Source organism: Halodesulfurarchaeum sp. (assembly GCF_036626455.1).
Taxonomy (GTDB): domain Archaea; phylum Halobacteriota; class Halobacteria; order Halobacteriales; family Halobacteriaceae; genus Halodesulfurarchaeum.
Window position 1 is genome coordinate 132,524 of the sequence record NZ_JAZKRK010000001.1, and the last position, 18,179, is coordinate 150,702.

The 18,179-nt window shown below is 57.9% G+C and carries 22 protein-coding genes; 10 read left to right on the forward strand and 12 right to left on the reverse strand.

The window, feature by feature from the left end; genetic code table 11:
- Positions 1–37 precede the first annotated feature (37 nt).
- Complete coding sequence (locus tag V5A26_RS00645; RefSeq protein WP_332320087.1) at positions 38–514, reverse strand: GtrA family protein; 477 nt, start codon at positions 512–514, stop codon at positions 38–40.
- On the reverse strand, positions 511–1,278 hold the full coding sequence (locus V5A26_RS00650; protein WP_332320088.1) for a glycosyltransferase: 768 nt from the start codon (positions 1,276–1,278) through the stop codon (positions 511–513). Before V5A26_RS00650 ends, V5A26_RS00645 begins: the two co-directional genes overlap by 4 nt.
- 113 nt (positions 1,279–1,391) lie before the next feature.
- On the opposite strand from V5A26_RS00650, the gene V5A26_RS00655 reads away from it, so the two are divergent.
- Positions 1,392–3,707, forward strand: coding sequence for a DUF2298 domain-containing protein (locus V5A26_RS00655; protein ID WP_332320089.1), 2,316 nt, complete (start codon positions 1,392–1,394; stop codon positions 3,705–3,707).
- A 37-nt stretch (positions 3,708–3,744) separates the two neighbouring features.
- On the opposite strand, the gene V5A26_RS00660 is transcribed toward V5A26_RS00655, so the two are convergent.
- Positions 3,745–4,011: an HAH_0734 family protein gene (locus V5A26_RS00660; protein ID WP_332320090.1), complete on the reverse strand. Its 267-nt coding sequence runs from the start codon at positions 4,009–4,011 to the stop codon at positions 3,745–3,747.
- Between the two features lie 137 nt (positions 4,012–4,148).
- Between V5A26_RS00660 and V5A26_RS00665 the strand changes: the two genes are divergently transcribed.
- From V5A26_RS00665 to V5A26_RS00685, 5 genes are read left to right on the forward strand one after another with little or no spacing between them, the layout of a single operon-like run.
- Positions 4,149–4,430 carry a 50S ribosomal protein L44e gene (locus tag V5A26_RS00665; protein ID WP_332320091.1) on the forward strand — a complete coding sequence of 94 codons (282 nt, stop codon included), beginning with the start codon at positions 4,149–4,151 and terminating at the stop codon, positions 4,428–4,430.
- Positions 4,431–4,435: 5 nt separating this feature from the next.
- Positions 4,436–4,609 (forward strand): 30S ribosomal protein S27e, encoded by a 174-nt coding sequence (locus V5A26_RS00670; protein WP_332320092.1) that lies wholly within the window; start codon positions 4,436–4,438, stop codon positions 4,607–4,609.
- The gene (locus tag V5A26_RS00675) at positions 4,606–5,406 is read left to right on the forward strand and encodes a translation initiation factor IF-2 subunit alpha (RefSeq protein WP_332320093.1); all 801 of its coding nucleotides are present in this window, start codon (positions 4,606–4,608) and stop codon (positions 5,404–5,406) included. The genes V5A26_RS00670 and V5A26_RS00675 overlap by 4 nt, the downstream gene beginning before the upstream one ends.
- A 6-nt stretch (positions 5,407–5,412) precedes the next feature.
- Positions 5,413–5,595: an RNA-protein complex protein Nop10 gene (locus tag V5A26_RS00680; protein WP_332320094.1), complete on the forward strand. Its 183-nt coding sequence runs from the start codon at positions 5,413–5,415 to the stop codon at positions 5,593–5,595.
- A 4-nt stretch (positions 5,596–5,599) separates the two neighbouring features.
- Positions 5,600–6,355 carry a proteasome assembly chaperone family protein gene (locus V5A26_RS00685; protein ID WP_332320095.1) on the forward strand — a complete coding sequence of 252 codons (756 nt, stop codon included), beginning with the start codon at positions 5,600–5,602 and terminating at the stop codon, positions 6,353–6,355.
- Positions 6,356–6,361: 6 nt separating this feature from the next.
- On the opposite strand, the gene V5A26_RS00690 is transcribed toward V5A26_RS00685, so the two are convergent.
- The gene (locus V5A26_RS00690; RefSeq protein ID WP_332320096.1) at positions 6,362–7,138 is read right to left on the reverse strand and encodes a DUF7839 domain-containing protein; all 777 of its coding nucleotides are present in this window, start codon (positions 7,136–7,138) and stop codon (positions 6,362–6,364) included.
- Positions 7,139–7,217: 79 nt separating this feature from the next.
- On the opposite strand from V5A26_RS00690, the gene V5A26_RS00695 reads away from it, so the two are divergent.
- Positions 7,218–7,913 carry a metallophosphoesterase gene (locus V5A26_RS00695; protein WP_332322160.1) on the forward strand — a complete coding sequence of 232 codons (696 nt, stop codon included), beginning with the start codon at positions 7,218–7,220 and terminating at the stop codon, positions 7,911–7,913.
- Here V5A26_RS00695 and V5A26_RS00700 read toward each other — a convergent pair.
- Genes V5A26_RS00700 through V5A26_RS00720 form a run of 5 tightly spaced genes read right to left on the reverse strand, consistent with a single transcriptional unit; the run spans position 7,910 to position 12,366 of the window.
- On the reverse strand, positions 7,910–9,178 hold the full coding sequence (locus V5A26_RS00700; RefSeq protein ID WP_332320098.1) for an NAD(P)/FAD-dependent oxidoreductase: 1,269 nt from the start codon (positions 9,176–9,178) through the stop codon (positions 7,910–7,912). The two genes, V5A26_RS00695 and V5A26_RS00700, sit on opposite strands and share 4 nt — an antisense overlap.
- A gap of 40 nt (positions 9,179–9,218) precedes the next feature.
- Positions 9,219–10,118, reverse strand: a complete 900-nt coding sequence (locus tag V5A26_RS00705) for an amino acid ABC transporter permease (RefSeq protein ID WP_332320099.1) — start codon at positions 10,116–10,118, stop codon at positions 9,219–9,221.
- 1 nt (position 10,119) lies between these two features.
- Positions 10,120–10,878 (reverse strand): amino acid ABC transporter ATP-binding protein, encoded by a 759-nt coding sequence (locus V5A26_RS00710; protein WP_332322161.1) that lies wholly within the window; start codon positions 10,876–10,878, stop codon positions 10,120–10,122.
- Positions 10,875–11,567, reverse strand: coding sequence for an amino acid ABC transporter permease (locus V5A26_RS00715; protein WP_332320101.1), 693 nt, complete (start codon positions 11,565–11,567; stop codon positions 10,875–10,877). Before V5A26_RS00715 ends, V5A26_RS00710 begins: the two co-directional genes overlap by 4 nt.
- A 7-nt stretch (positions 11,568–11,574) precedes the next feature.
- Positions 11,575–12,366 (reverse strand): substrate-binding domain-containing protein, encoded by a 792-nt coding sequence (locus V5A26_RS00720; protein WP_332320102.1) that lies wholly within the window; start codon positions 12,364–12,366, stop codon positions 11,575–11,577.
- Positions 12,367–12,509: 143 nt separating this feature from the next.
- Between V5A26_RS00720 and argF the strand changes: the two genes are divergently transcribed.
- The gene (gene argF / locus V5A26_RS00725) at positions 12,510–13,388 is read left to right on the forward strand and encodes an ornithine carbamoyltransferase (RefSeq protein ID WP_332320103.1); all 879 of its coding nucleotides are present in this window, start codon (positions 12,510–12,512) and stop codon (positions 13,386–13,388) included.
- A 15-nt stretch (positions 13,389–13,403) separates the two neighbouring features.
- Here argF and V5A26_RS00730 read toward each other — a convergent pair whose 3' ends face one another.
- A complete protein-coding gene (locus tag V5A26_RS00730; protein WP_332320104.1) occupies positions 13,404–14,738 on the reverse strand; it encodes a cyclic 2,3-diphosphoglycerate synthase in 1,335 nt (444 codons plus the stop codon).
- A 134-nt stretch (positions 14,739–14,872) separates the two neighbouring features.
- Here V5A26_RS00730 and V5A26_RS00735 point away from each other — a divergent pair, with 134 nt between their 5' ends.
- Both V5A26_RS00735 and V5A26_RS00740 read left to right on the forward strand, forming a co-directional pair.
- Entirely contained in the window at positions 14,873–16,021 is a 1,149-nt protein-coding gene (locus V5A26_RS00735; RefSeq protein WP_332320105.1) for a threonine synthase, read from the forward strand.
- 48 nt (positions 16,022–16,069) lie between these two features.
- Positions 16,070–16,714, forward strand: coding sequence for a LysE family translocator (locus V5A26_RS00740; RefSeq protein WP_332320106.1), 645 nt, complete (start codon positions 16,070–16,072; stop codon positions 16,712–16,714).
- On the opposite strand, the gene V5A26_RS00745 is transcribed toward V5A26_RS00740, so the two are convergent.
- Positions 16,707–17,399: an HD domain-containing protein gene (locus tag V5A26_RS00745; protein ID WP_332320107.1), complete on the reverse strand. Its 693-nt coding sequence runs from the start codon at positions 17,397–17,399 to the stop codon at positions 16,707–16,709. The two genes, V5A26_RS00740 and V5A26_RS00745, sit on opposite strands and share 8 nt — an antisense overlap.
- A gap of 217 nt (positions 17,400–17,616) precedes the next feature.
- Positions 17,617–17,811, reverse strand: coding sequence for a cold-shock protein (locus V5A26_RS00750; protein WP_332320108.1), 195 nt, complete (start codon positions 17,809–17,811; stop codon positions 17,617–17,619).
- Positions 17,812–18,179 lie beyond the last annotated feature (368 nt).

An 18,179-nucleotide genomic window follows, 5' to 3' on the forward strand; every position in this document is an offset into this window, starting at 1 on the left:
AGGCCATTCCAAATTCGTTTCGACGGTCGACTCGGTTTTATCGGTGGACACGCCACGTAATGAGGCTCTCGGCGACGTAATTAATTGTCATCCCAACCCCGATGCCAATCAGGTTTGCAATCGTTGGCCAGAAATCGGCCCCAGAGATGATTAGTGAGATGTCCGTCCAGGCCGTCAGTACATAGAGGGTCCCGAACGCGACTGCCAATCCGCCCAGCCGAACTGTATGAGATTTGATATATCGGCGGCCAATTGCAGCGATGCCCTGTCCGCCTTCTCTGGCAAACGTCCACCGATCGTTGAGTAGGAACATGAGACTGATCGACGCCTCGGCGCCGACTGCCTTTGCCGCCAGTGGTGGAATCGTAATGACACCAGTGAGGAGAAACACGATTATCGTTTCAAGAGTGGCCCCACTAATCCCCACCGAGACGAACTGTCCAATACGCGCACCGGAGGCAAGCGCCCGCAAACGGGCTTGCATACCTGCAACCAGTTCCTCGAACCAACTCATGAATTTCGTTCGACGAGTGGAGTTTTATCTGGTCGATGTGCTATCGACTCCGATCCCGGTTCCTGACTGGTCAGGTCGCGTGCCCGCTTCCGAACAGAAACAAGTGCTCGAAGCAATTCTGGAACAGCACTGGTCGTTCTAACAGTCGAATCCGGATGGTCTTTCCAGATGACGGGAACTTCTGTGACGGTGTAGCCACGCGCGTGAGTTATACCCACCACCTCGATGTCCCAGGCGAAACCAGGTTCATAAAGGTCCGTTCGAATCTCAAGCCATGCCTCCCGCGTCAATGCCTTTGCACCACACTGATAATCGCGCAATTGGACCGACAGAAACCGTCGAGCGAGCCAGGCGAACACGTCCCCGAGATGCTGTCGAAGCACGGTCTGATGAGACCTGACTTCGGCCCCAGGATGTCGACGTGACCCGATAGCGAGATCGAACTCACCTGTCTGAACGGCTTCGACGACTGAACCCATCGATTCGGCTGGCGTGCTTCCGTCAGCATCCACAAAGGCCAGGACATCTGTCTCGAGGGCTTCGAAACCAGCCGTAATAGCTGCGCCCTTGCCTCGGCGGGTGTCGACAGCATTGATAGCGGCCGGCGAGTCTGCAAGGGCAGTCACTGTGTGGTCCGCAGGCGCGTCGAGTTCAACCCGGATCTCCTCCGGTTCAATTTCGCGGTCAAGGGCCCGAAGATACCGCTTCAACAGATCGACATCTGGGCGATATGCGGGCACCACCACACCGACGGACCGACTCATTTCCCGGAACTCTCCCACACAACCAGTAAAAGAGTTCGATACCGATATTCGAAGAGCCGGGTCGCCGAGTCGGTCCACAAGGTGTATAGGGGAATCCGGAAAAAGGCACTTCTGTGCAGGTCGGACTCGTCGCAGTGTGGCTCGGCCTCTATCTGGGACTGGGAGTGCTTGCGCTGCCGCTTGCAAGCCGTCTCTTTCGAGATTTCGCCGATCGAGGGGCTGGACTGGCCATTCCCCTCGCGTTTGCGATCGTCGGTCTCCTGACTTATTGGCTGGGCCAGTTCCGATTCGATTGGGTGACAGCCCTGCTCGGGGTGGTCGGTCTCACCACACTGTCAGGGATTGCGCTTTGGGACGGCGTCGAGATCGACTACCGCCGATTTCGAACCGCTACAGTGGTCTTTACGCTGGCCTACCTGTTCTTGATACTGATTCGATTGTACCGACCAGGCGCGTTCCCGGGCGGGGGTGAGAAGTTCCTCGACTTCGGCCTCCTCGCATCACTGCTCCGGGCGACAGCGCTCCCACCAGAGGACATGTGGTTCGCTGGGGAATCCGTCCAGTACTACTACGGCGGCCATATGCTCGCGGCAGTATTCGCGATGCTAACGGATACGGCCCCACGGTTTGCATACAACACCGCTCTTGCAGGCTATTATGCAGTTTATGTCACGGCCGCCTGGGGACTTGCGTCCGTGATCGCCGCCGAACTCAATCGGTCCTACTGGGTCGGGGGCGCTATCGGGGCCTTTTTCGTTGGGCTGGCCAGCAACCTCTCGACACCGGCCCGATTGCTCGTCTGGCTGCTTCCCGACTCCCTCGGAACGCAATTCGCCGAGCTATTTGGACTCGAAATCGTTGGGCTAGCGACCGGAGCGTTCAATTTCAACTACTGGTATGCAAGCCGCGTAATTCACGGCGATGTGGCAGGCAACTGGCAACTGATTACGGAATTCCCGTTTTTCGCCTTCCTCAATGGCGACCTCCACGGACACATGATGAGTCCCGCGTTCCTGCTGCTTGGAGCGGGACTGGCGTTTGCCTACTGGAAACGACCGGCCGGGGACCGGCGTGGACGGCTGCTGCGTCTCATCGCCATTGCTCCAATCGGTGGCTTACTCGTCCTGACAAATACCTGGAGCGCCCCCGCAGTATTCGGCATTGCCCTGTTGGCACTCGTTTTCGCGCCGGCCACGCCAAGGTCCCTCCTCCCCCAGGCCATTAGCAGTCGGATCGACACCGCGCTTTCATCAAAGCCCATCAGGACAGAAGTGAGCCGAATCGTCGTGGCTACGGGGTTCGCACTCGGATTGGCAGTTCTGGGTGCAATCGCGGTATTGCCATTTCTTACTGGGGCTGCAAGCGGCCGCTCAGTTGGGTTTCTGCCAACGCCAAGAAGCAATCTCGGTGGATTATTGTTAGTATACGGTGCCTTCCTCGGGATCAGCGCCAGTTATCTCGTAGCACGAGCACAACGCACTCAGTGGTGGAGAGTGGCCGTCGGTTTCGCCGTCTTGCTCGTGGCCACCGCAGCCGTTCGAGCAACGGCACTAGTGCTCTTCGTTCCGCTCCTTCTCGCTGGGTGGTATCTGCTCAGAACACGATCCGATGTCTCTTTCGAAACTGTCCTGCTCGTGGGGTCACTCGGGCTCTTGGTTCTCATCGAGTTCGTCTATGTAATCGAAGAAGCGGGACCTGGTCGAATGAACACCGTCTTTAAAATCTCCGCCCAGGTCTGGGCACTTTGGTCCGTCGCGACTGGGGCGATGGCGGCCTGGCTTGTCGGTCCGAACGGGCCACGAGTGGCTCTCGCCGAAACTACGGCCCGGTGGTGGCAGAAAACGAAATCGATACGAAACTCCACGGGAGCAGATTCCAGTGAGGCCCCAGTAGAAGGGCGATCAACCGGGAAACAACGCCTCGCGTCCGTGTTGCTCGTCGGTCTCCTCATTTCACTTGCCATCTATCCCGCTTTGCCGACGATGGGGGCGATCGGAAGTGCCCCAAGCAACCCAACACTCGATGCCCATGCGTACATCGAATCGGATCACCCGGAGGAAGCCGACGCTATCGAGTGGCTGGCCAACCGCTCGGGACAACCGACCATGGTATCGGCACCTGGAACAGAAATCTATCGATGGGTCAACGGTCCATCGAGTATGACTGGTATCCCAACCGTCGCCGGGTGGGTCCACGAAGTCGGGTATCGGAGCTCGGAACCGTACTGGGACCGTGTGCGGGACGTCGAAATCATCTACGAAACGTCGGAGCCAAAGTCACGAATGCTTCTGCTCGAAAAGTACGACGTGACCTATCTGTATGTGGGCCCGATCGAGCGCGATCGGTACGGCCCGTCGGATTTCGCCACCGAACCGGGCATTACGACGGCATATTCGGACGGAAACGTGACGATCTATCGGGTGACGTGACTCGGGCCCCGAAAGCTCCGGCCTGAAAAGGAACCAGTTAGACTGCGAGACTCCCGGCCCGTTTTTTGACCTCGACGTCCGCTTCGTCTACTGCCTCCACATCGAGGAAGTGTGGGATGTACCGTTGTTTCTCGAAGTCCGCCTGCTCTTCGGGTTGACCCGCAATACACCACAGCTGCACCCGGTCCGGCCCGTGCCAGTCACCGTTGCGGGTGACCTGGAACAACGTGTATTCCTTGCCGTCGACCTCGACGATGCCGTCCTTGCGTACGCCCGGGTCGCCGTGGATGATGAGCCGCTTCATACATCGCCGTTCGTCGACCCGGGGAGTAAACGTTTCGAAGGCCGACGGCGCCCCAAAAGTCCACGGGTGGACCGGCCCCCGAACCAAACGCATTTTAACTCCCCCTCACCAACCTCATTTCAACAGGAACGATTTCCATGGAGATGCCACGCCGAATCAATACGTACTGTCCGCATTGTGATACACATACAGAACACGAGGTCGAAAAAGTCCGTCGGGGCCGGGAAACCGGCATGAAGTGGGCCGACCGCCAGGAGAAACGGGGCAAGTCCACTATCGGGAACGCAGGCAAGTTCTCGAAAGTCCCCGGTGGGGACAAACCCACGAAGAAAACGGACCTGAAATACCGCTGTGGCGAATGTGGGAAAGCCCACCTTCGCGAAGGATGGCGGGCCGGAAAACTCGAACTTACGGAGTGATTTCCATGCCAGGAAGCTTCCTTCACGTCGAGTGTCCGGACTGTGAGAACGAACAGACTATCTTCGAGAAGGCCTCCTCGGAGGTCACTTGTGCCGTTTGTGGCACGACGCTTGCCACCCCAACAGGCGGCATCGCCGATCTCGACGCCGAGGTCCTCGAAGTCGTCGAACAGCGATGAAATACGAGGGCTGGCCCGACCCCGGCGAACTGGTGGTCGGCAAAGTCGAAGAGATCGAAGACTTCGGCGTGTTCGTCGATCTCGAGGAGTATGAAGGGAAACGCGGGTTAGCCCACATCAGCGAGGTCGCCTCCGGATGGATCAAGAACATTTCCGATCACGTCAAAGAGGGCCAAACCGTGGTCGCGAAAGTCCTCGATGTCGATCGGTCCTCCCAGCAGATCGATCTCTCGATCAAGGACGTCAACGACCACCAGCGGTCCGAGACGATTCAACGCTGGAAGAACGAGCAAAAGGCCGACAAGTGGCTCACGCTCGCCTTCGGGGAGGACATGCCGGACGATCAGTTCCGGGACGTTGCAGACGAACTCCTTGACGAATTCGGGAGTCTCTACGAAGGGTTCGAACAGGCAGCGATACACGGGGAGCCTGTCCTCGAAGACGTCGATCTCCCGCCTGAAGATATCGACGCTATCGTCGAGACCGCCCGCGATAACGTTTCGGTTCCGTACGTGACCGTGACCGGCTACGTCGACATCCAATCGCCGGATCCGGACGGTGTCGACGATGTCCAGGCCGCACTCAAGGCGGCGGAAGGGAACGGCGAAATTCTGGAGGAAGTCGATATGGAAGTCACCTACGTCGGTGCACCTGAGTACCGAATCCGAATCCGGGCCCCAACGTACAAAACCGCCGAAACGGAACTCGAAGCCGCAGCTGAGCGGGCGATTGAGGTAATCGAATCCGCCGGCGGAACGGGAGAGTTCCATCGAGAACGACGTTCCGACGACGAATAACTGCCCGTGAAATCAGACATTCGCATCTGTCGTGACTGGAAAACTGCCCATGAGCGACCGGTGTATACACTTGGTTCGACCTGCCCGAAGTGTGACGGGCCGTCGGCCAATAGTGCACCCGCGAAATTCGATCCTGCCGATCCCTATGGGGAGTACCGACGCGCTCTTAAGGAGCGTCGCCAACCCTAGGGATATGAAAGAGATCGAGGTCGAGCAGGTCGCTGAGTCCGACCTCGACGACCCTGTTTTCGTCGAGGGATTGCCAGGTGTCGGCCACGTTGGGAAACTCGTCGCCGAACACCTCATCGAAGAGACAGACAGCACCCTGCTAGCTCGGGTGTACTCCGAACACTTCCCCCCACAGGTCGGCATCGATGACAGTGGTGTCGCCAACCTGGCCCATGCCGAGCTGTACGCTGTCCCGACCGACGGGCGTGACTTGATCGTCCTTACTGGTGATCACCAGGCTGGCGATAATACGGGGCAATACAGGTTGTCTGAGACGTTTCTCGACGAATCCGAACGGCTTGGAGCCGAGCGGGTGTACTCACTCGGAGGGGTTCCAACCGGGGAACTGATCGAGGAGTATAGCGTTCTCGGAGCTGTCTCCTCGGAAGCGTTGATCGATGATCTCGAAGCGGCCGGTGTTGAATTCCGCTCCGAGGAACCGACCGGTGGCATCGTCGGCACGAGCGGCCTCCTTCTCGGGCTTGGAAGCCGACGCGGACTCGAAGCTGTCTGTCTGATGGGGGAAACAAGTGGCTATCTGGTCGATCCGAAAAGTGCCAGGGCCGTTCTCGACGTGCTTCAAGAACGACTCGAGTTCGATATTCCGGTCGAAGCGCTGGACGACCGGGCCGACGAGATGGAGGAAGTCATCAGCAAATTGCAAGATATGGAAGCGGCCCAAAGTCCAAGCAGTGGCGAAGACCTTCGGTATATCGGCTGAAAACGCTCAATCCATCACGGAATAGGACGTTCCGGATTCTCGAAGCGGGTCGGTTACCCGTCCGACTTCATCAGCAGTTGCAACGACAGTAACATCCACCCCTCGTTCAGCCGCTCGGGCGGCGACTGAGCCGACTGCAAACCGCCCATCTACCGCCCTGTCGATTTGCTCCAGTGCAACCACTGCCTCGATGCCGGCGGCTAAAACCAATTGACTGCCTGTACACGCCCGTTCCAGAGCCTCGGCATCCACAGTGCGGCTCCCACCGGACCGAACCGGTGCAACCTGATAGACGCCGACCTCACCCGGCGAGAAATCGATCACTCCTTCGAACCCGGAAACGCCGACCGCATCGCCCGCAGATGCGTCGGTGGTCACGGTCCCAGTAGCCGGGCCGTGATCGCCGGGAACAGCGTGGAGCATTCCCTGTTGCATTTCGAGGGTGACAGTATCCCCCTCATCGATGTCTTCGACCGCAATCGCAGCATCCTCCTCCACCCCACCGAGAACATCGTCGGCAACTCGATCCGTGAACCGGCGAATATCCGTGGTATGCCCCAACAACCAGTCGACACCTTCGTTCGTAACTTGATACCTGGAGCGGCCGTGTTTCACGACGAGGCCGTCCTCGACGAGTTCGCGGATGTACTCCGAGACCGCCTGACTCGTCACCCCCACCTCGTCGGCGATTTCACCCTGGCTGACGGCCGGTTGGCGATCAGCGATCTCGACGAGAATCCGGAATCGGGTCGCCTCCCGTTTGTCGTCAAGAACCTCGACCATATGCAGGTCTCGAAGGCGCCGATGAAAACTGCACCGGTTGAGACAGTACATCTTTGGCTTTTGCTCTCGATGTGTCATTGTGGACCCGTTTCCAAGGGTCGAGTACGAAGATAGAGCGGTTTGGTTTCCGGACGCGGAGACGCTTGTGCTTGCTGATCTCCATCTGGGGCGTGTGCGTCAATCGAGAGTCGATTTCCCGGTCGGTGACGGGAAAGACCTTCCCAACCGGCTCGACCGACTGTGCGAGCGTTACGAGCCAACAGCGGTCGTTGTTGCAGGTGACCTCGTTCACGCCTTCGATACAGTTCCCTATGGCGTCGCCGACGCAATTCAGAATCTCGTCGATGTCGTTGTCGATGCTGGGGCCGAACTGATCGTCACGAGCGGGAATCACGATCCGACGTTGGAACGGGTCGAGTCCCTCGATCCAGTCGACGAATATCACTTGGATTCCTCGACAGTCGTCCATCACGGACACGAACAGCCCACAGCAAATACTGACCGCTACGTCATTGGTCACGAACACCCGGCACTGACCATCGAGGGGAACCGACGACCCTGTTATCTTGAGTGTTGGGCCCAACACGGAGAGGCGTCAGTGCTCGTGCTTCCCGCGTTTAGCCGGGTCGCAGTGGGAACGACTGTAAACGACCTGAAAGCGGCCGATTCGATGTCACCACTGCTGACGGATACCGATGCATGTCGGCCGATCGTATCCACTACAGATGAGTCCTTGTCGTTTCCGCCGCTTGGAAAGCTACGACCCCATCTTTAGGGGTCACTTTGCTGGATTGCCTCGGCGGCGAGTCGTCCACTCCGAAACGCTCCATTGATCGAGGAATCCGTCGTGAAGTCACCGGCGAAATAGATGGCCCCCTCCGGTTCGGAAACCTCCGGCAACGTCTCGTGAATTCCTGGTGGTTGCGCGTACTGCGCAAACGGAACATCAACTGTCTCGACCAGTTTGAGATCGTCGAAGGACGCGGCCGGGTACCACGAGGCGATCGTCTCTTGTGTTTTTGCTGCATCGCTATCTGGTGTCTCGTCGGTCGTTCCCGGCGTACTCGCGGCCAACAGCGCTCGATCACCGACCGCGTATGAGGGCGCCACTGCGGACAGGTTTACCACCTGGTTCGGAGTCTGGCCGACCGCGTTGAGGTGAATTCTCGGTTGATTAGCAATCGGATTGGGTGCCGGGACTTCGAAGTACTGGGTCCGAACAGATCTGCCCGTTGTCGGAATGGATCCGATGCCGGTCAATCGATGACTTTCTTCGGGTCCGGCCGCCACGACGACCGTTTTTGCACTGACCGTTTCACCGGCGAGATCGATCGTCACCGGCCCGGTCCCAGCAATTCCCTCGACCCGGGTGTCAGTGTGGATTGTGGCACCATGATTTCGTGCACGGCGTGCTAACTGACGCGGTATCGCTTGCATTCCCGTTTCGGGGATTGCGGCCACGCCCTCTGTGAGCATCCGGAACGTGAACTGGAAGACCCGACTGGACGTTTTCAAGGACCGGTCGAGCGTGATACCACCGTAGAAGGGCGCCGCAAACGACTCGATAAACCGGTCGGAGAACCCTTTGTCACGGAGATACGAGACGATCGTCTCGTCTGTCCCAGAATACACGTCCTCACGGGACTTACCCTTGAGAGCCAGTCGAAGCCGGAGCACTTCGAGTTTATCCCCGACAGTTAGATCGCGGGAAAACGCCGTTTCGATCGCTCGAAACGGGTCTCGAAGTGGATCAGCGACGACGCTTCGATGATTGGGTCGGCACACGATTGCGCCGGCGGGGAAACGCTTCAGATCTAGGGCCGCAAAATCGAGGGCGCGTTTGGCCTCTGGATACGACGTGAATAGAACCTGGAATCCACGGTCGATAGTGTACCCCGCCTCCGTGTCCGTCTGGACGCGTCCACCGACGGAGGGCTCGGCTTCGTACACGTCGACATCCGGGCCGGCCCGAGCCAGTTGTCGGGCGGTTTCGAGCCCGGCGAGTCCGGCTCCGATGACGGCCACGCTTGTTTCAGCCATTATGAAACAGCATGGACCGGACGCCGCAAAACCGTATGGGTCAGCGATCCGTCCCGCGACCTAACCCAGGGATTCGGACCCGGCGTTCGACGAGACCCATCAGGTTCGATGCCGTGATGACGATTGCGAGATAGAACAGTGCGACGAGCGTGAATATCGCCGTATATTGAAAGTTATCCGCCGCGATTTTCCGGGCGATTTCGAAGAGCTCCGGGACCGTGATGAAGGCGGCCAAAGAGGAGTACTTGATCAAATAGACCAGTTCGTTCGACCAGCCTGGGATGGCAAATCGGAGGGCCTGCGGGAGGACGACGTGTCTGATCGCAGCGAGCCGTGAGAGCCCGATCGCCCGACCCGCTTGCAACTGCCCCCGGTCGACCGAGAGCAACGCCGAGCGGATGTATTCGGCCTGGTAAGCCGCACTGTTGATTGTGAAGCCGATGATCGCGACCCAAAACGCCTGCTCAGGAATGATTCCAACCCCAACAAAGGAAATCTCACGAATCCAGGACGAGAGCTCAAGGCCGTAATAGAGAACGAACAATTGGGCCAAAAGCGGCGTCCCACGGATGAGTTCCGTAAACACGAGCGAACCCCAGGCTGTATACCGCCCGTAGACCCGAGCCACGCTCACGGGGACCGCAAGAAAGAATCCCAGCGTAATCGAAACCAACGTGATCACGATAGTCGCCCAGGCTCCTGCTGCAAGTTGCGGGAGGTAGGTTATCGCAAATGCCAGGGACTCTGAGATGGGCTCGAACCACAACGGGTCAAGATACGGTTCGCCAGATGGAACACCCAGTCCTTCGGGCAGAAGGAAATCGTTGAGCCAACGCGAGAGCAACCAGCCCCAGAAGACCGCATAGGGAACGAGGGCAACGCCTCCTCTGATCGACACGTCGATCCCCGGCGTTCTGAAGTCTTCCTGGGCGCTGGCCATCTTAGAATGACCCCGCCGATTCGGCTTCGGTTATTCGTCTGAGGAACTCCTGTGTTCGGTCGGTTTCGGAATCAGTGAAGAGTTGTTTCGGTGGCCCCTGCTCGACGAGTCGCCCGTCCTCGAGGAACAGCATTTGTGTCGCAGCCGACCTGGCAAACCCCATTTCGTGGGTCACGACGAGCATCGTCATTCCCTCATAGGCGAGTTGTTGCATGACTTCGACAACCTCCCCAGTCAGTTCCGGATCAAGTGAGCTTGTCGGTTCGTCGAACAGGACCAATTTCGGGTCCATCGCTAGCGCTCGTGCGATTCCGACTCGCTGTTGTTGCCCACCTGAGAGTTCCGCTGGATAGGACCCGGCTTGATCAGCCAATCCGACTTGCTCGAGTTCGGCCATCGCCCGTGACTCGGCGCCTTCGGCGTCCAATCCCGCGACTTTTTCGAGGCCCAGTGTTACGTTTTCCACCGCAGTGAGATGGGCAAAGAGATTGATGTCCTGGAACACCATTCCCACCTCACGTCTCAGTTCGTCCACGTCGTATTCCGACCCACTGGTGAGTGTCCCGTCCAGATAGATGTTCCCTGAATCAGGTTCGGTCAGCCGGTTAACACAACGCAACAACGTCGATTTCCCGCTGCCACTTGGCCCGATGAGCACGAACGCATCCCCTTCAGCCATCTCAAAGGAAACATCGTGTAACACGTCTTCGTCGCCGTAACTCTTCTCGAGATGGTCGATTTGGAGGAGTGGGTCACTCATGCTGTGTCACCGTCGGGAATCTCGAAGTGTGATTCGACCCGGTCCAGGGCCCGGTTTGTCGCGAACGTCAATACGAAATAGATCGCACTTGCAAACAGAAACAGTTCCAGTACGGCCGTTGTTTGTTGAACGAACAGGGTTTGTGTCCGCGTGAGAAGCTCTGCAAAACCGATGGCAAAGGCCAGGGACGTGTCCTTCAGGACGATTGTAAACTCGTTTTGAAAGCCCGGCATCGAGCGTCTGAGGGCCTGGGGAACGATTACGTGCCGTATCGCCTTGAGACGACTCATCCCGACTGAGCGAGCCGCCTCCATCTGCCCCTCGTCAATCGAAGCCAAGGCACCTCTGAATATCTGGCTCTGATAGGCCGCACTCCGGAGCCCAAGGCCGAGAACCGCGGCCACGAAGGCACTGTGAATCGGGAACACGAAATATGCGAAAATCAGGATGACCACGAGTGGTGTCCCTCGAAGGACGGTCCCGACAACACGAACCGGGGTCCGCAAGAGCCGGCTCCCATACACTTCAGCGATGCCCGCCGGGAACCCCGCGAAAAACCCGAGGAGAATACTCACGAACGTGAGTTCGATCGTCAGCACTAGCCCACCAGCAAGATAGCCCCAGCTATCGAGCACGAACGTCCAATCGGCGGCTTGTGTGATCAGCAGACTCGCAGTGCTCCCGAACATCGACGCCTTACTTGAACCACTGAGCCACGATGTCGTCGTAGGTGCCGTTCTCCTTGACCGTCGCCAGACCGTCGTTCAGTGTCGACTGAAGCTCGCTCGCACCTTCCCGAATGGCGAATCCGTACTGTTCGCCAGTTTCGTACGTGAACGCCACTTGGACCTCCCGGTCGGCGACAAAGGAGTCCGCCACTGGGGTGTCGAGAACGACCGCATCGATGTTCCCGTTGACGAGATCCTCGACCGCGAGGACGTAGTTCCCGTAACTACTGTAATCTCCCTCGGCTACGAGGTTTTCTTCGATCAACTGCGTTTCAACCGTGCTCTCACCGGTCGTTCCTTTCTGGGCTCCGACGTTTGCGCCATCGAGATCACTCATCGTCGCGGGGGTGAACCCGGATTCACTCGCAACGAGAATGGCTTGGTTTGCGTCGTAGTACGGATCCGTAAAGTCGATGTTTTCGTCCCGATCGGCCCGAATCGTCATCGCAGCGGCAATGACATCGATCTTCTCGTTTTGTAACGCCGGAGAAAGCGAGCCGAACTCAAATTCCGACCACTCGCTCAATTCGTATTCGGTCTCCTCGACGACGGCTTCCAGGAGGTCAATATCGAACCCTTTCAGCGTTTCTCCTTCTTTCATCTCGAACGGGGGAAACCCGGGTGCTGTCCCCGCCACGAGTGTCATCGCTTCCTCATCCCCGCCCAGACAGCCAGCGGTACTCGTCAGTGCAAGTGACCCAACAAGGCCTGTCGCTTTCAAGAAGTTGCGACGGTCGAACTGCGTCGTTTTATCCGTCATGCTATGTGTTCAGTGGCCACCAGATAAAGGTAGTTGTGATTTCCATCCGCATAAATCGGCCTCATCCCTGAGACCTTTTACCGTCCAGGAAGTAGGAAAGGTATGCCAACAGTCTCAGGCTGGGTACCGGTGGTGGAGAACAGATGAAACACGTCCTGGATATCGACGATTTGTCGGCCGAAGAGATCGAAACACTCTACGAACTCACCGATCAAATCAAAGCAGATCCGGGAGCCTTCGATGACTCACTCGCGAACGAGAGTCTGGTTATGCTCTTCGCGAAACCCTCGACACGGACCCGAATCTCCTTCGAGTCCGGGATGACCGAACTCGGGGGGCATGCGATATACTTCTCGAAGGAGCATTCACAGATCGCCAGGGGCGAATCACTCAGAGATACCGCAACGGTTCTCTCGCGGTATGCCGGGGGAATTATGGCACGGCTGTTCGATCATGAAACCCTTCTCGAATTGGCCGATGGCGCTGACGGTCCGGTCATCAACGGTTTGACAAACAAACTCCACCCTTGTCAGGCCCTGGCCGACGGGTACACGCTCCGCGAGAACGGGCTAGACGACGGCCCGCTTGCCTACATTGGGGACGGTAACAACGTGGCCCATTCGTTAATGCAGCTTTGTGCAACCCTCGATATTCCCTGTCGGATAGGGACCCCAGACGGGTTCGAACCTGACCAAGAGATCCAAGATCGGGTGGCCGGTGCTGATGTGATGGTCACGAACGACCCAGTAAAAGCTGTAGCGGGTGCTCGGGCCGTCTACACGGACGTCTTCGTCAGTATGGGGGATGACGAAAGCAAGCGGTCGGCCTTTGAGGGATTTCAGGTGACCCCCGAATTGATGGCCGAAACCGACGATGCCGCGTTCATGCATTGTTTGCCAGCCCACCGCGGCGAAGAAGTCAGCGCCGCCGTGATGGACGGCGAAAATTCGATCGTCTACGATCAGGCCGAAAACCGCAAACACGTCCAGAAGGCGATTCTTCAAACAGTGTACGAGACCTGAGGACACCGAAGTAGTTTACAGCCCAAGTAGATCTGCATTCGCCTCGACAATCGACTCCAGGGTTGGTTCTCCCAGTTCCGAAACCTCGTATTGGACCCTGAGAATCGGAACATCGACGTCCACGATTCGTTCGAGATCGATCGGCGTTCCAGCCACCACCAGATCCACGTCCGCGGCGGCGATCGTCGCTTCTAGCTCCCCGATCTGCTCGGGGGAATAGCCCATCGCGGGCAATACCGGTCCGAGATGGGGATAGGAATCGAATACCGCACCAATCGATCCCACAGCAAACGGACTGGGATCGACGATCTCGCCCGCATCGTGTTGCCGGGCCGCTATTGACGCTGCTCCTTCCGAGGCCTCGCCATGGGTGACCGTCGGCCCGTCTTCGACGGCAAGGACTCGCTGATCCCGTATCTCGTCGGGGTTCGACACCCGAATGACTGACTCCGCATGAATAATTCCGGCCTCCGGATTTCGATCTCGAACGTTCTCCTCGACAGTCTGGATTTCACTCTCGCTTGCTGAGTTCTCCTTATTGATAAGAACGTAATCAGCCAATCGCAGGTTCGTTTCGCCGGGATGATAGCGGATTTCATGTCCGGCCCGAAGTGGATCAGCCAAGACGATGTGGAGATCGGGATCGAAAAACGGGAGTTCGTTGTTCCCGCCGTCCCACATGATGATATCTGCCTCGGCTTCCGCGCGGTCCAGAACCGCTTGGTAATCCACGCCGGAAAGCACAACATGCCCGGCTTCGATGTGATGTTCGTATTCTTCCCGTTCTTCGATGGTCACCCCCGCGTTATCGAGGTCTGCTTTGGTCTCGAAGCGATTGACGGCCGAAGACAACTCGCCGTAGGGCATCGGTTCCCTGACGACGACCACGTCAGTCTCGTCGTTCAAAATATCTGCGAGCCGACGTGATACCCCCGATTTCCCACACCCAGTCCGGACCGCATCTACTGCGACGACCGGAACCGATGCGTTCAGCATCATGTCGGTCCCGATAAGCCGGAAGTCTGCACCCGCTGCGAGCGCTCTGGATGCCTGTTGCATCACCGTTTCGTGAGAAAGATCGGAGTACGAAAGCACAACCTCGTCGACGTCTTTTTCTCGGACGACTGATTCCAAGTCAGATTCTCGATGAATCGGGATTCCCTCCGGATAATTCACACCAGCGAGGTGTGACGGATAGACCCGGTCAGGACTCTCGTCTAGTTCACCGACGTTCTGTGTTTCCGCTCGCGTGAATCCGACGACCTCTCGGTCCGGATCCTCACGAAAGCAGACGTTGAAATCGTGAAAATCCCGCCCGGCCGCGCCCATGATAACCGTTCGCCGAACCATATTCTCCCCCATCGCGGGCCATGCCTTTTAATGCGGGTGTGAGTCATGATACCACCAATCAGTACTGAGCCCCACGTTTCATGCCGATGCCCCGCACAGCACCAGCTATGGGCTCACTGGGCGCTGTCATAGGTATGGAATGCCGATCCTGTGAAACGGTGGTTGATCCGGAACCGATCCATGGCCAGTGTCCAGAATGTGGTGGCATTCTTACTGCAATCGCGGAGTACGACCCCCCTAATGCGGAAGTATTAGAATCAGTACCAGCCTCGATGTGGAATTTCGACGCGTTGCTTCCCTTCGACCGGGACAGTGCAGTCTCGATGGGCGAAGGCGCGACACCACTTGTTCAAGTGCCCGAACTGGCCTCACGCTTCGATATCGATCAGTTACTGATCAAAGACGAGGGCCAGAACCCAACCGGGTCTATCGTCGATCGTGAACTCTCGATGGCGATGACCGCAGCCGTCAAACTCGGCGAGCAAACAGGGTCACTTGCAGCGCCAGGGGCAGCTGGCCAGTCATTTGCGGCCTATGCTACCCGAGCAGATCTCGATGGTACAGTCTACCTTCCAGCGAGAGCGCCGTTCAGGCATAAGGCGATGTGTAACGTTCACGGCATCGATTTGAACGTCGTCCAGGGCCGTCTCGCCGAGGCCGAAAAGGCGCTCCAAGAGGGTCGAGACACGGACGCAGGTGGCTATCCATTCGGAGCGTTCGAAACGCCGTTTCGATATGTTGGCGCGACGACGGTCGCGTTCGAAATCGTGGCCGCGATGGACGGGGATGTTCCAGACGCCGTTGTCGTCTCGACGGGAAATGGAGTCCCGCTCGTCGGGCTTTTCGAAGGATTTCGGTTGTTGGCTGAACATGATTTCGTCCCAAACCTCCCACGGCTTGTTGCCGTGCAACCGGCCGGGTGTGCCCCAATTGCAACAGCGATCAGTTCGGGCGAACCACCCCGACCAGTCTCAGTCCCGGATACCATCTGTGGTGAGCTTGAAGTGGCAGATCCGAGCGCCAGCCCCTGGATCATGGACGCAATCGAAGAGACCAATGGAACGGCCGTCAGCGTGACTGACAAAGGGATCCTCGATGCGGGCGTGTCCGTCGCTCAAGCGACGGGGCTCGAATTGAGTCCGGACGCCGCAGCGGGACCCGCTGGCGTGCAGGCGCTCTGCGCGAACGGATTTTTCACAGGGACCGAAACCGTCCTTGTCCTCAGCACCGGAACCGGCGGGGCCGATCTTCTCAAAAGCCACCCCGGCGCCGGCAATAGATGATTGGCCCGTTGGGCTTAACACCGCACCTCACATAGCCGACATCGAGTGATGTTGGTCGCTGTGCTTTCGATCGTCGCGGGAGGCCTTTTGGGCTTGTCACTTGCAGCGCCACCAGGCCCGATGAACGCGGTAATTGCCGAAGAGAGTGTCAACCGGGGGTGGCGAGCCGGGTTTTCGGCGGGGCTCGGGGCGATGAGCGCGGACGCCCTTTTCTTCGTCCTCGCAGCAGCAGGTGTTGTCGCGTTCATCCGCGACGCGCCGACACTCAGAGGAGTTATGGTCGGCATTGGTGGCTTGTTGATGTTCTATTTTGCCTATAGCGCAGTCCAGGGAACCCAAGATTTCAGGTCGGGAGACGGCTCTGACACCGCCGGTTTCGGCAAAGCCTTCGCCCTCGCAGTTACGAACCCGTACCAGATCACGTGGTGGCTTACGGCGGGTGTCGGGCTGCTCGATCCGGGCACCATCCAAGCCTTTGGATATTCGTTATTGGCGGCAAACGGACTGCTAACAATAGTCGGGTTTTTCACCGGAATCACGCTCTGGATTATTGCGTTTCCCGCAGCACTGCGGACGGCAGGAACGGCTGTCGATGCCCTCGGAAAAACGATTGCCTATGCCAGTGGGCTGGTACTCGCTTGGTTCGGAGTCGTCTTCGTCTGGGACGCCGCAACAACACTCGGACTTACCTGAGTTCGTCCTCGTCGACGGTCATCTCCGACACCTCGCCGACCAACCAATCGCGGAACCATGTAACTCGCTTCAATCGCTGATGGGCCATCGACTCGGCCCTGTCACTCTGGACCCGCTTTTTGGCCTCCTTTCCTCGTTGGAGAACCCGCTGAACCATCTCGGCCGCATCCATATGGGTTCGGGCCTCGTAGCCCATCCGCAACAGCATGAGCGTAATGCCGTTTGCGCCGACTTTATCGAGCAAATCTGCTTCGATGACACACTGGGTTTCGAGTGAAACTTCCTCGAGTTCGCCCGTGTGACTGTGGCCTTCAATGGCCCGACAGACTTGGTTGATGAACGACCCTGGGAAGTGACCGTGACTTTCGAGATACTCGCGAGCTACGCGAGCGCCGGCTTCTGCATGCACGTCCTGGTCGGCTTCGAGCTTTGCGATATCGTGGAAGAGGCCGGCGACCCGGACCACATCCTCGTTCGCGCCTTCTGATTCAGCGATCTCATTTCCAAGTTCTACCACATTCATAATGTGGTTGAAGCGATACTCAGCGGAGTGCCACGGGTACCAACGCATCCGGCCACCGTCGCCCTCGTTCTCGACGCTTGCTTGCAGGTAATCGTATACGAACGCGGCCATCGACTCGAACGTCTCGTCGGTGACCGGCGATTCGGCTATCTCGACCCCCACGGTACCGCCCCCAATCCCGTGGTTTGGTTGAACTTCGTCATGTTGAATAAACGAATGCTGTTCGCGCTCTTAGGCCTTTTGCAGACAGTGCCCGCGCGGCTCGCCGGACAGGGCCCAAAAAATAGTGGCTGATTGATGCCAATGACGCATCTGCTGGGAAGATAACCGTGGGGCCCCGACGGGCCCGTCAGAGAAACCGCTCAACGAGCGGCTTCGGCTACAACCGTGTGAGTTCCTTCGCTCGTGGACCTTTGTCTGCCTGTTCGATCTCGAATTCGACTTCCTGGCCCTCCTCTAAATCGGGCCCGCCGACGTCTTCCATATGGAAGAACACGTCCTCCTCGGACTCGTCGCTCTCGATGAAGCCGTACCCTTTCCGCTCGTTGAAGAATGCGACCGTACCGGTTGCCATTTGTCTCCACTTTCCACGAAGACGGCCTTGTATATAATCCCACCGCTGTTTGACCGCCGTATACGCGGCTATACCCAGTGATTAGTTCAACCCGAAACACTCGTGGATTAACTAATTTTACTCAATGACGCTCCAAACTGGTTTGGAAAAATCCGAATCGATCTGTCGTCTGTTTTGGACAGCGAGGGGTAGTCGGCCATAATTTGCATGGCACTCCTCCGAAACCCCATGACATAGCCCGGCCGTTGCTGGGACCAAAAGAGATATTGTCCCAACCGAATGTTATCTAATCGCATGGAAGACGTTTTCGTCGCACGACTCATGACCTCGGATCTCATCACTGCAGATCCCGATACGTTTGTCGAAGA